Below are 13,117 nucleotides of genomic sequence, written 5' to 3'. Positions count from 1 at the left end.
CATTTTTCGTTCTGTTTATACGACTTATAACGTATTGGTAATGTTTGAATAAAACTAAACTAGCTATGGTGATAATTATGAAAAACATTGAATTCTGTGATAAATGCGAAAATGGAATTTCAACGGATAGTAGAGTTTCAGATAGTGAATATTCTGATAAAAATTCGGAAAGTGAAAAAGTAACTGTTAAATCAAAAGAAGAACTACTCAATCTAATTGAAGAAACTATGTTGATAGAGGGAGATGAATGTAATCTGAACTTTATTGATGTTTCCAATGTTACAGATATGTCTCAATTGTTTTGCAATTCAAGTTTTAATGGCGATATCAGCAAGTGGGATGTTTCTAATGTTACAGATATGTCTTATATGTTCAGTGACTCTGAATTCAACGGTGATATTTCTAAATGGGAAGTATCCTCTGTTAAAAGAATGAATAGTATGTTCGCCAGATCTTTATTTAATGGAGATATCAGCCAGTGGAATGTTTCTAATGTTAATGATATGTCGAAAATGTTTGTCGCATCTAAATATAACGGTGATATTTCTAAATGGGATGTATCATCTGTTAATAGAATGGAGAGCATGTTTGGCGGATCTTTATTTAATAGAGATATCAGCAATTGGAATGTTTCCAATGTTATAGATATGTCTGGATTGTTTAGATGCTCTAAGTTTAACGGTGATATCAGCATATGGAATGTTTCTAATGTTAAAGACATGTCTGATATGTTCATGGGCTCTGAATTTTACGGTGATATTTCTAAATGGGATGTATCCTCTGTTAAAAGAATGGATAGCATGTTTGCCAGATCTTTATTTAATGGAGATATCAGCCAGTGGAATGTTTCCAATGTAAAAGATATGTCCTGGATGTTTTATGAGGCTGTCTTCAACGGGGATATTTCTGAGTGGAATGTTTCCAATGTAAAAGATATGTCCGGGATGTTTTATGAATCTCAATTTAATAAAGATATAAGCTCATGGAACGTATCTAACGTTAAGAACATGAGTTTTATGTTTACGGCGTCTGAATTTAACAGTGCTATCCACGAATGGAATGTTTCACATGTTACCGATATGAATTGTATGTTTAATCGCTCAAAATTTAATCAGGATATTTCTGAATGGGATGTGTCTAAGGTTAAAGATATGTCCTGTATGTTTTGCCGTTCTCTATTCAATAAAGATATAAGTTCTTGGAATGTGTCGAATGTAAAGAATATGAAAGGAATGTTTTCATATTCAATTTTCAATGGGGATATCAGTCAATGGGATGTTTCTAAAGTCAGAAATATGAGTTATATGTTCGAGTTCTCTGCTTTTAACGAAGATATAAGTAATTGGAATGTTTCTAAAGTTAAAAAAATGTCATTTATGTTTTATGGCTCCAAATTCAATCGAGATATTAGTAAATGGGATGTATGCAGGGTTACCTCAATGAGGTATATGTTCAGTAATTCAGTATTTAACGGTGATATCAGTAAATGGAATGTAGTAAACGTAAAGAATATGTCTGGAATGTTCTATAACTCAGTATTTACCGGAGAAATAAGCAAATGGGATTTATCTCTCAATAGAGATATGTCCTATATGTTTAGAAAATCAAAATTCAATGGAGACATCAGCAGATGGCGTGTAGGAGCTTGTGGGAATATGATAGGAATGTTCAGCGAGTCAGATTTTAATGGAGATATCAGTCGATGGAATGTTAATTTGTACGTGTTAGCTACAGATATGTTTGAAAATTCAAAAGTACAGGATATTCATAAACCAAGATTTAAAGAATCTCTAGATATGCAGTAAATCTATGTTCAAATGAGAACGATGCAACCTTGGTTAAAGGAGAAAATTATGACAGGTGATTTATATAAATCCTTAAGAGTAGCGCTGAAAGTATCTATAAAGGAGCTGTCTGATAAGCTTGGAATTAGTGAAAAGTACATTTCAATGCTTGAGGCTGAAAAACGTCCTGTATCGGAATTACAGAGCAGAAAAATGATAAAGCTTTTTGAAAATACGACTGAAGAAATTCTTTCTAAAGATGAGCTTTATAAGAAGGCCATGAATATTTAATGACGTTCCGTTAAAAAAAAGGAAAAAACGAGGCCTGATTGGAAAATTATGTATTTAACATTTCCTATCAGGCCTTATAGATAAACTAATAGTCTCTCTATAATGAATTGTTATACCTAATAAAAATCAGCTCAAATCAGATGTTCTCTTCGAATTTTTGTCCTTATGCATCAGATCCCATAGATGCTCTTCAACCCATGCGTGTTCATTAAAATGCCAGCGACTTAAGTCTCCATCAAAAGGGCAGTTATCAAACATAGAAAAACATTCAGTTACTTTCGAAACATCCCAATTACTTATATCCTGATTGAATTGCGAATCCTCGAACATCCAGCCCATTTCATCAACATTTGATACATCCCATTTTGAAATATCCTGATTGAACTTTGAACCTTTGAACATGCCACTCATAAAATTCACCTGAGATACATTCCAGCGACTTATATCTCCATTAAATTCTGATTCACAGAACATTTCGGTCATATCCTTAGCTGCGCTGACTACCCATTTTGAAATATCACCGGTAAATTTAGACTTTTCAAAACAATGACTGAAATCCTTGCAGCATCCAACCATCCATTTACTGATATCCTGATTAAAGATTGATTCTTTAAATGTACCTTCAAGAGAGCTTACTGAAAGAAGATTCCATTCAGAAATATCTCCGTTAAATACAGAGTCACAGAACATATAGCTCATATCTTCAACATTTGTTGTTTTCCATTTACTGATGTCTCCGGTAAATTCAGATGACTCAAACATTGAAGACATGTTTCTGCAGTTAAGTACATTCCATTTTGAGATATCGCCGTTAAAAGAGCTGCCTTTAAACATACTCTTCATGCTATATACTTTAAAAACATTCCACCTTGAGATATCCGAATGGAAATCTGCATTCATGAACATTCCTTCAAAATTGGTTCCTGAATGATGGAACACCCATGAGTTAATATCTCCATCAAACTTAAGATTAGATAGGGCATAGGAAAAATCAGTCAGCAGGGAAACATCAAGAACATTAAGATTTGTACTGTTTCCGTTTTCTCTTATAAGACGCCTGATTATCAGTCTTAGCTCATCATTGGTTCTGACTTTGATTTTGTAACCTTTTATCAGAATATCCTCATGCCATTTATCCATTTTAAAGAAATCGAATAATTTAAAAGGATTATCCTCAAATGGCGTATTTTTAAATGCGGTCTCAATGGTTTTCCATGCTCTAATGATGTTCCAGGAAGATATGTCTTTAGAAAACTTTGAACCGCTGAACATGTTCGACATATCTTCGACATTGAACACATCCCACTCTGAAATATCACCGTTAAAATCTGAGTTAAAAAAGAGTTTACTCATGTCGGTTATATTTGAAACATCCAGATCATTTAAAGAACATTCCGGACCAATTTCTTTGATTCTTTGCTCTATAATCTGCTGAAGTTCCTGACGGGATGTAACAACGATCTTACGATCTAACAATGAATTCATAACAACTTCTCCAAGAACTTTTGATTCTTTTTTTTACAGTTTAAGAATTCATCATTCCAGAATCTGAAGTGTTTTTTTTAAATAGATTATCTAAGAAAATTTCTGATAACTAATGGAATCTAGAACAATAATGTTCTATAAAAAGATAAGTTGATATTGAATAAGAACAAACTAACTTTGGAAGATAGAATGAAACACATTGATTCCAATCTAACTGAATTAACAGAACTAAGGAATGAATTTGTAACTGACTTCAATAGACATTCCATTGAAAAAATGACAATTGAAGATTATGCAATGGGTGATGGGGGCAAAGAAAACTTTTGCTACCGTATTGAAAGACAGTTAAAGGACTTAGGAAATATTGCAGGCTCTCAGATCCAAAAATTTGGGGTTTGGTTTAGTAAGGAAGAAAATCAATACAAATATACACAAAAATGGGGAAATTCTGTTGATGAGGCATTTAAGAATATACGAAAGTCTCTATGTGACCTCTTTGATGCAGGATGAAAGGATGACTGGGTAGCAATAAGAAATAATGAAATTGCTCCAACAGTACGCTCAAAAATCTTAGCTGTTTCTTATCCAGACAGATATCTTACTATTCATTCCATTGAACATTTAAGATATTTCTGTGACAAACTCAAAATAACATACAGTTCAACCGATGATGAACTTATCCTCCAAAGGCTTTTAATTAGTTGTAAGGAAAAAGATAAAAATACATGCAATCTATCACTAATAGAATTTGCAATATATCTTTATGACACCTATGGACATCCTCCTAAGGATGGGGAAACAAGAACACCTCCAACTCCCCCAGAACAAGAGCCTTCTATATTGGAAAAATTGAAAAAAAGCTATGAAACGTTAAAGAAATCTACAAGAGAGAAAAAAGTTATTACCACTACTACACAAAACAAAGAACGAAAAAAACTTATTGGAGATATTGTTAAAGAAATCGCTAACGGTGTTTGCCAACTATGCAACCAACCAGCTCCATTCGTTAATAAAGATCAAAGACCCTATCTTGAATGTCATCATGTTCAATGGCTAGAAAGAGGTGGAGCTGATGATGTATATAATGCAGTTGCTATATGCCCAAACTGTCATAAAAAGATGCACATCTTAGACTTGGAACAAGACGTAAAGAAACTTGAAAAGGTTGCTAATAAGAATATGACCTCATTTAATGAGTATAAAAAAAGCTAACTAATTTTACCCAAATTTCAACAATAAAATAATAACCCTAGCCTCTCGCTAGGGCTACAAAATATGTTTAAGGTATGACGGTCTGAGTGAGCGCAGGAAAGAGAGGATTTTAATCCACCTCTCCGAAAGTCTTGCAGGAGCTTTGATTAATAGTGGAATTATCTAAATTTATTTAAATGTTCTCCCTTAAATCGACATCTCTCCCCAAAAAAAGATTTTTGAAGATTATTACTTCCATAAACATAAACAACTTAATATGCATCTATATTTTGTATACTTCGCAACCGCAACTACCTCAATTACCCTATCTAGACAAAATAAAGCTGATTAACATTAGTGTATTAAATCTAGATGTTATTTATCTCATTTTTCAGAAAAGTTTTAATATTATTTCTTCTGTCTTCAATGAATTTTTTGAAGTCTTTTATATCTAAACTCGTGTCATCAGATAAATATAGTTTAGACATCTCTATTTTTTGTTCTTTAACCCACCTATCTAATGATTTTTTATTTTTTGATTTGTTCTTATCTCCGTTTAGTAACTGTAAATTTGAAACGCTGTTCCAATTTTTTTTATTTTTTGCAAATTCTTGATCTTCCAACGGAATAGAATTAACAAATTTAGTTTCGTCTTCAAAAATCGTTGCAGGATGTAAATGGTCCTGATGAAAATCCTGATTATAATAGTCAAGGTCAGGGTAAAGAAGGTGAAGAACATAGAACGCATCATTGCTGTCTTTTTGTGTTTCTAAAAGCCCATCAAGAAAATCTTCATCAAAACTATAATTTCTAGCAGGGTTGTTTTTAAAAGCATCCATCAACTCTTGTGCAGGGAATTTTGCTTTATCTGTTTCTTTTAAAACTTTCCTCATCGTAACAAGCACAGAGTCAGTCTGACCACCAAATATCGATTTGATAAATGTAAGAGAAAGCCACCTAGTTATTTCTTTTTTGTCATTTTCATCATAAGTTGCTTTTACAATTGAATCCTCTAAATTGTGATAGTAAATGTAATATATAATTGGAATAGCCGCATTCTTTGCTCGAAATGTAATGTTATTAAAACCAATTTTTTCAAAAAGAGTAAATGCCGCAAGAATACATTTTTTTGCTTTTTCCCAATTTGCTTCGAATATCTGTACATTATCGAAAGTGAAATTCTTGAGTTGAAATTTGATATTGTCTATAAAAAGAACTAGACAAGTTTTTAAAACAAAATCTTTATCGATAAAAAAGCTCGGCCTTCCGATTTTAGATACAGCCGTAACAATGTTATTAATTTCTTGTCGAGCATCTATTTTTTTCCAATTTGCGGATGCAATAGACATCAACAAATCCGAAAAAGATAAAGGAGTTCCGCCACTGTTTGTGCGAATAAATATTTCTAGTACCTTGTCTGGGTCTTGTTCTTCTTGTAAATAATAGTTAATTGTTTTCTTCACATGAACGCATTCATAAAGTTTTTCAAGTGTTTCGCAAGCATAACTATTATTTTCTAACTTATTCTCTCGAATGTATTTATTAAGCTCTGCAATGCTTGATAAATTAAGAATTGTCCCAACTTCAAACCACACGTCTTCTGTTTGATTTTTTTCAAATGTAAGTAGGTCATCCTTACTCAGAAAACGAAAATCATAGATTTTCTGATTGTCATATTGCTGTTTAACTGGGGCACTAAGATTCAAATATAATCTTCTTGTTGGAAGATTTTTTTCATCTTCATACCACCATTTTCTTGGCATTTTATATGCGTATGAACCTCTAAGGCCAATATAAAGACTCGACAACCTCTGTTGTCCATCAATTACTGCTTCGAAATCTGAACACCCATTTGTAGCAACTTCCTCATTATCTTCAGAAAAGCGCTCCTTGAACTTAGTAAGGAAGCCATAGAACTTATAATTGTTTTTTATTTTAGAATCCGAAATTTTCCACATCATGAAGGAGTTAATAGGGTAGCCTTGTAAAATACTGTCAAAAAGCATTTCAATTTGGCTACTGCTCCATGTGAATTTTCTTTGAATAGCAGGCAATAAGTAATATCTATTGTGAATTCTATCAATAGCATCTTTAATTGTTATAGGTGTTTGAAAATCACTTCCCATAAATAGAATCCTCTTGGATGCAATACAATTCTGTAATTAAAAAACGGTTATGTTTACAGAGTATAGATATTAAATAATTTGGTATTTTTTTCTGTAAAGAAATTACTATCGAAATATTTGAATATGTTCCTTTATCAGCGATAAGCGCGAATAAAGTAATAATCAATAAGAAAATTAGTTTATAAAGTCTCAATTAGCTAATACTCGTTTAATATAATTTGACCAGTGAATCAATTTATAAGTTCTTTTTTTAATAATCAAATTCTGGAACGATCCTTACTTATCCTTAATACGAAAAAAAACGTTCTATTGAGAATATTCTCTCTTTTTTCACATTAAAAATGCTAATTGAATCATTTCAATTCAAAATTTCAGGAGAAGTTTTATGAAATTCGATGATATCTATACTGAAATTACGAAAGACAAAACAGAAGTATTCTTCAAACTTTACGTTGATCAATTTGGCTCAGGTGTTCTTATCAGTATTCCTGATAACTTCGACGATTTCTTTTTTTGTGCCCTAAGTCAGCATCTGACAATCTCCAAAGTTAAGTACCGTAAATTCAATAACCTTTATGTTCAGGGGGATTTGGAAATAATAAAAAGACTGCAAAGAATCTTTAATTTTGAAATCTATGAAGTCTTTAAAAAGAACCGTATCGATTTTACAGAGTCAGAGCTGATCTGTGACAATGTGTATAAACATGCTCCTGTCAGCATGTTTGGAATGTTGTGTCAAAACAGATATTACATGTATTTTGATCATAACAATGAGCCTATAGCTGCAGTTTAAGTAAATGGGGAAATACTTTATACCCTTAAGCGCATTTGTACTTTCGCAAAACGGTTATGCCGATACTCTGTAGTTCCAAATCTTGAAGATTATCGTATTAATTTTTGTCTTTAGATAAACTTCACGACAGATTTAGTAAATCCGAACTAATCTGTAAAGATAATAACGAAAGAATTTACTGTTTCTCCTTACGAACCCAATAAGAGAATAAAACTATGCTTCAGGATGTTGTTGATTATTATTCAGAAAATAAAATGTCATTTGATGAACCTTTTAGAATTAGAATTCATCGAGCTTTAAGCTGGTTTAAAAAAGCAAAGGATTTAAATCTAAAAGGAGAGCTTGATTTAAGCTTTATTACAATGTGGATAGGATTTAACTCTGCCTACGGAAGGGAATTATCTGCCGCATTTAAATCAGAGCACGTTCTCATTAGTGAATTTTTTGAAAAGATTTTGGAACAAGATACTAAGAAAGAAATCAGCGATATTCTATGGCAGCAATCAAAAAACGCCGTGCTTTCACTAATTCAGAATAAATTCACTTTTGAAAAATACTGGCACTTTGTTAATGGAAATATGGATGACAGTAATTGGGAAGATAGCTTAAGTAAAAGCATTATTAAAGCAAAAAGACTAGTTGCAGAAAAGGATACTAGTGTGATGCTTTCCATGGTACTAGGAAGGCTCTATACCTTACGTAATCAGCTACTGCATGGTGGTGCCACATTTGAGAGTATGCTTAATCGACCTCAAATTGAGGATGCTTTGCAGCTGATGTTTGAGATTTTCCCTGTAATAGTTCAGTTGATGATGGAAGCACCTGATAAGGAAATATGGGGCAAACCATACTATATGCCGATTAAAGAATAAAAAGGGAAACAATAAGAGTATATTTATTCAGTATTTATCAATTATTTTTTAGAAACATAACAGAGGTGCCCCAGGTGTGGCACCTTTTCTTTTCTATGGGGAGGGGATAATTTGAATGAAACAAAGTATTTCAGTAAACTCCTATGTAAGACTATTCAAAATCTTCGAATAATAAATACTCTTAATTATTAGTAATAAACTTCGCGTAAAACAGGATCTATATTTTTTTTCGAGTCTAATCGATTCTTATCATCCAGATAGCGACTCTCTGAATATAGTTTGCCTAGGTCAATTTGTCCTTTTACATATTGACTAACAAGCGAAAGTTTCCTATCTTCATGCACGGAAAGATCTGGTGTCATGTATTCAAGAATAAAACTACTTGGTTTTCCTTCCATTAAAAAGAAAGCATCATCGAAAAAGTGTCCAAACAGAGGAATATCGTTTTCTCTTGAGTCTTGTCCAATTTTATATACATCATCTGTTTTATAGCCGAAAAAAACAAATTTAAAAGAACTTAAAAGGGAATAATTCATACTTGGATATGGATAGAAATTAATTTTTACAAGATCACCTTTTTTAAATGGAATTGGCAGCGATATTTGTTGTGCATTTTCATCAAAAGGGCAAGGTGTACCATATGATTCTATAGCCATAATCCGAAAATCGTTAGATAAAATACACTCAGCAACAGTAGCCTCAGAAAACTTGATTTTACTAATCTTAAAGCAGTGACTTTTTTCCAGAAGACGAGTGTTTTTTTGAATAGTTTCAAGACACTGCTGATATGTCTTATAGTATTTATAAGGAAGATAAGTCATGTCGTCATTCAACAAGAACTCAATCTGATAAAAGCAATCCTCATTTGTCTCTTTTAACGCTTGTATTTGGGACTTTAGATAATTAACAGTACCATCAATAAATTCGTATGCACTGATCCCTAATAATTCAGCGTAGTACAAGTCATTTCTAACAGAGGAAAGAATTTTGTTCTCATTATGTTCTTTTAGGAAAAGAAGTTCCACAATTTTTTTATCAACACTGATAAAACGGCAGTTTCTGATAAGGAAAATCATTTGATCGAGAGACAGATGATAATCAATATTGTAAAGATATTGACGTATGTCTTTGGAATTAACATATTGAATACAGTCCATCTCTTATCCCTCGCATATTTAGTTGTTTCTTAATAATAAGAAAGTATCGTTCCAGAATAAGATGAGTATTCTTTTATTATTTCGTTAAATTTTGAAAGTTAAATACAAGAGATAAGCTCATTAACTTCGTTTTGAAGCAAATCAGATATTGTGGATGTATCCTGATCCAAACAGGAAAAATCCTTTAAAACATTCGAGTAACGTTTCATCACTTCGATATTTTTATCTATATCTTCTTTTCTCATCAGAGGTTTACCCTCTGAATCAGTTCTGCCTACAGATAAATCAAGCTGCCGGCTCTGCAGATATTCATAACAGTACAGAGTTGCCTCTGCATCACCAAGAGAGTTATGTAACGGTATCTTGTTCTTTTCTGGAGAAAAGCCACAGTATTGAGCACACTTTGCCAGAGAATAAAGCTTATTCCAATCTGTCTGTTTTTTCTGTAAATAGCTATACACCTTAATAACTCGTTGAACATCAATGATGGTCTTATTATTGGCGATATGAATACCGTTCTTATTGAGCCACCTTATATCGTTATGAATTGAAAAGCCTACAATAACGTCTGCGTTGTTAAGATACTTCTGAATAGATTCCTTATAAAAGAAAAGAGGTTTGCGTCCGGCAATCTTTTCATAGGTTATATGATTTACCATGCAACTTTTCTTCAAAAGCCTTTTTAAATAGGCAATAGGAAAACTCATGGGACAGGTATAAACGTTGAATAGCTGTTTTCTATTTTCGTTGATCATAGAAAACTGAATCACGTCAGAATTATAGTGATTTCCGGTAGCTTCAATATCTAAAGCTACAATTCGGTTTCGGTAGTCTATTTTCTTCTTGGTAAATCTCACGGAATGACCTCTTAAGACTTAAAAAGCAGAACAAAAAATAAGGGATATTTACTGTCTGCTTTTATCTTAAATATAACTAATCATCATTCCGAATTCTGATATGTGATTTGATTTAGTTTAACGATCCGCTTTCTATAAGACTTATACATACTACAATTAAAATACCTTATGAAAAGGCATATACATGAGGAACAAGATATGGCTAAAAATAGAAAATACAGTAGAACAGAAGTGCTTCTTATCATCATGATTACACTGCTTATTATCCATATCATAGAAGATGGAATAGAGCTTATCCACAAGTTTGGATTGAGTTAGATTGCAGACAGTAAATCAAAAGTCTACTGAATTTATTTAGTTACTCACATATACACAAGTTATCTGTTAAGGTTAAAAATCTGGAAGGTAATATGAATAAATTAAATCTATCCATTCGATATTTCATACTTGCAATGCAAAGTGTTTTATTGAGTTCTTGCAGTTTAATTATGGGGGAAGAGCCAAAGATAGAGACTATTGTTCGCACTCCAGAAAAGATTGTCGAAATTTATCCGAGCTCTTATCCGGAATTTACATATAAGAAAAAAAATAATAAAGGTATATCCGTATATATAAACTCAAAAGAAAAAACAGATCACTTAGATAGAGAAACTGTACTACGATTAGGCTCTCTAGATAACTATGCTTTTATCATGACCTCATCAGAGCCTTCACTTGATAATCTATATGCCGCATATGTAAAGAAGGCTTTCGATGAGGCTGGTTTTAATGTTGTAGATAAACCAAGAAAGACGTCCATTATCGTTGATGTTATTCCAGGGAAACTGAATATAGGTTATTCAAATTACTCAAAGACAGGAATGAAAATTAGAAATGAACTATATCTAAAACTAGAACAAGAAAGCGCAAATTATTCGTACCACTTAGATTGCAGATTTGGAGGAAGTGAAATTGGCATATCCTTATCGGAAAAAAGGTTTCTTCATCGAGATAAAGCCAAAGAGGATGCAGAATACTATTACCCATTTAGCGTTGAAAATATAGGACAGAATAATCTACCGTATTCCGAAATTCTTAGGAATAGTGTTGAAGAGGTCTTAAAACAACATATTCACAAGCGCTATACAGATCTGGTTGGTAAGCTTAAGTATTTAAAAAATGAACTTAATAAAGCTAATAAAATTCAGTTCAATCATCTGTTAGATAAATTTTATGGCGGATATGATAAAGATGGTTGTAGGTTTGTTGGAACAGGATACACAGTTATTGATCCAGCGGAAAATAGAGAGCTTGAGAAGTGGAGACGCTATGAGAAAAAATATGTAAAGGAATATGATGTTAGAGACGAGCAAGGACGATTTATAGAACACTGTAGATATGATTCATATAGGGAAGAGTTAACATGCAGAAAATGACCTAATCAAATAATCGAGGATTCGCTATTGAATAGGCATGATTTAATATAGAAATTTGGGACAACAGAGAGACTAGAGCTATATCTTATCTCTGTTGTTTTCCCCAACCAGACACTAACGACCTTTCCAAAAACATTAGAATATGTATCCATTCATGGATTTCTAAATGGAGGGTCAAATGCTTGGTGTCATTAAAATGATTGTTACAGTATTCACTTTAGGGAGTGTGCTAATGATTGGAACTATGGTTCTCGCAGAGAGTCTAGCGCTTTCGATGTAACCCACATAGCCAACCATGGATTTCGATACACAGTAATCCATGGTTACACCACCTCATTTCCGATCTTATCATCCACATAAAACGTCTTCCCTAACCACCTCGATACTGCACCTCCGGTTGCATTAAAAACCGTTCTTAAACCGCTATTTAATGCGCTTTATAGCTATTATTTTTTTTGATATTGACTGTACTGCATTATGTAGTACACTAAAATCATAAATTATGATACGAACAGAGGTGCTATATGAATACAAATGAACTTGCTGAACTTAAAGGACAGATAATTGACTCTATCGAGGACTACCTTGACCTGCACAGCCTTAATCTCATTGATAACGAGGAACGCCAATCAGCTATTGAAGATGGAGAAGACGAGGAATCATGCGCCAAAATCTACGGCTCAAACTATGACTATATAGGTGAACTGATAGAAGACAGAGCAACACAATCCATTCAGGAACACACCTATATGAGAGAAGTTGAAGCCTTTGACCTCGTGCTTGCCATAAGAAACCGTGTCTGCGAACTGCTTGTCTCTGAAGACATAACTTTATTCAAAGAGCATTTCTCAACGCTATCAGACACGTTAATAGACACTCTTTTTAATTGGGGACTTCTAAAGGATAAAGCTCCACAGACAAAACCTTACGGCTATATGCTGGTAGAAGTAAGAGAACGAGACATATCTACCCGTCAGTGCAAGACCAAGCTAGAAGCCTATGAACTGTTAAAAAACAGATATGAAAAGATAGTCCATGAGAATGACGACACCGATGAAGGTGAAATAGGGGATTTCTGGTCTTGGGTAAACGGCAATTATGAGAATTATGACTCTCAGATAGTAGAAATAGCTTAACTTCAAATCA

12 protein-coding genes are annotated in these 13,117 nt (G+C 33.0%); 8 read left to right on the top strand and 4 right to left on the bottom strand.

What is annotated here, in order from left to right; genetic code table 11:
- Positions 1 to 77: 77 nt before the first annotated feature.
- Positions 78 to 1,805: a BspA family leucine-rich repeat surface protein gene (locus BM308_RS00190; RefSeq protein WP_074942287.1), complete on the top strand. Its 1,728-nt coding sequence runs from the start codon at positions 78 to 80 to the stop codon at positions 1,803 to 1,805.
- A gap of 48 nt (positions 1,806 to 1,853) precedes the next feature.
- The gene (locus BM308_RS00185; RefSeq protein ID WP_074942286.1) at positions 1,854 to 2,075 is read left to right on the top strand and encodes a helix-turn-helix domain-containing protein; all 222 of its coding nucleotides are present in this window, start codon (positions 1,854 to 1,856) and stop codon (positions 2,073 to 2,075) included.
- 126 nt (positions 2,076 to 2,201) lie between these two features.
- On the opposite strand, the gene BM308_RS13275 is transcribed toward BM308_RS00185, so the two are convergent.
- Positions 2,202 to 3,560 carry a BspA family leucine-rich repeat surface protein gene (locus BM308_RS13275; RefSeq protein ID WP_074942285.1) on the bottom strand — a complete coding sequence of 453 codons (1,359 nt, stop codon included), beginning with the start codon at positions 3,558 to 3,560 and terminating at the stop codon, positions 2,202 to 2,204.
- Between the two features lie 189 nt (positions 3,561 to 3,749).
- Here BM308_RS13275 and BM308_RS00175 point away from each other — a divergent pair, with 189 nt between their 5' ends.
- Together BM308_RS00175 and BM308_RS13470 are read left to right on the top strand one after the other, a co-directional pair.
- Positions 3,750 to 4,070, top strand: a complete 321-nt coding sequence (locus BM308_RS00175) for a hypothetical protein (RefSeq protein WP_074942284.1) — start codon at positions 3,750 to 3,752, stop codon at positions 4,068 to 4,070.
- A gap of 330 nt (positions 4,071 to 4,400) precedes the next feature.
- The gene (locus tag BM308_RS13470) at positions 4,401 to 4,772 is read left to right on the top strand and encodes an HNH endonuclease (protein WP_074942283.1); all 372 of its coding nucleotides are present in this window, start codon (positions 4,401 to 4,403) and stop codon (positions 4,770 to 4,772) included.
- A gap of 347 nt (positions 4,773 to 5,119) precedes the next feature.
- Here the strand turns inward: BM308_RS13470 and BM308_RS00165 are convergent, their stop codons facing one another.
- Positions 5,120 to 6,877 (bottom strand): DUF262 domain-containing protein, encoded by a 1,758-nt coding sequence (locus BM308_RS00165; protein ID WP_074942282.1) that lies wholly within the window; start codon positions 6,875 to 6,877, stop codon positions 5,120 to 5,122.
- Positions 6,878 to 7,262: 385 nt separating this feature from the next.
- On the opposite strand from BM308_RS00165, the gene BM308_RS00160 reads away from it, so the two are divergent.
- Positions 7,263 to 7,670: a hypothetical protein gene (locus tag BM308_RS00160; RefSeq protein ID WP_074942281.1), complete on the top strand. Its 408-nt coding sequence runs from the start codon at positions 7,263 to 7,265 to the stop codon at positions 7,668 to 7,670.
- Positions 7,671 to 7,885: 215 nt separating this feature from the next.
- Positions 7,886 to 8,542, top strand: a complete 657-nt coding sequence (locus BM308_RS00155; protein ID WP_074942280.1) for a HEPN domain-containing protein — start codon at positions 7,886 to 7,888, stop codon at positions 8,540 to 8,542.
- Between the two features lie 188 nt (positions 8,543 to 8,730).
- Here BM308_RS00155 and BM308_RS00150 read toward each other — a convergent pair whose 3' ends face one another.
- Positions 8,731 to 9,699 (bottom strand): hypothetical protein, encoded by a 969-nt coding sequence (locus BM308_RS00150; RefSeq protein WP_074942279.1) that lies wholly within the window; start codon positions 9,697 to 9,699, stop codon positions 8,731 to 8,733.
- A 98-nt stretch (positions 9,700 to 9,797) separates the two neighbouring features.
- Positions 9,798 to 10,556 carry an exonuclease domain-containing protein gene (locus BM308_RS00145; RefSeq protein WP_074942278.1) on the bottom strand — a complete coding sequence of 253 codons (759 nt, stop codon included), beginning with the start codon at positions 10,554 to 10,556 and terminating at the stop codon, positions 9,798 to 9,800.
- A 410-nt stretch (positions 10,557 to 10,966) separates the two neighbouring features.
- On the opposite strand from BM308_RS00145, the gene BM308_RS00140 reads away from it, so the two are divergent.
- Together BM308_RS00140 and BM308_RS00135 are read left to right on the top strand one after the other, a co-directional pair.
- Positions 10,967 to 11,971 carry a hypothetical protein gene (locus BM308_RS00140; protein WP_074942277.1) on the top strand — a complete coding sequence of 335 codons (1,005 nt, stop codon included), beginning with the start codon at positions 10,967 to 10,969 and terminating at the stop codon, positions 11,969 to 11,971.
- A 524-nt stretch (positions 11,972 to 12,495) separates the two neighbouring features.
- Positions 12,496 to 13,107 (top strand): hypothetical protein, encoded by a 612-nt coding sequence (locus tag BM308_RS00135; RefSeq protein ID WP_074942276.1) that lies wholly within the window; start codon positions 12,496 to 12,498, stop codon positions 13,105 to 13,107.
- Positions 13,108 to 13,117: the final 10 nt, after the last annotated feature.

The sequence above is a fragment of the Succinivibrio dextrinosolvens genome, from assembly GCF_900116345.1.
Taxonomy (GTDB): Bacteria; Pseudomonadota; Gammaproteobacteria; order Enterobacterales; family Succinivibrionaceae; genus Succinivibrio; species Succinivibrio dextrinosolvens_B.
Note: the sequence above shows the minus strand (reverse complement) of the source record. Positions and strands in the feature narration are given on the sequence as shown.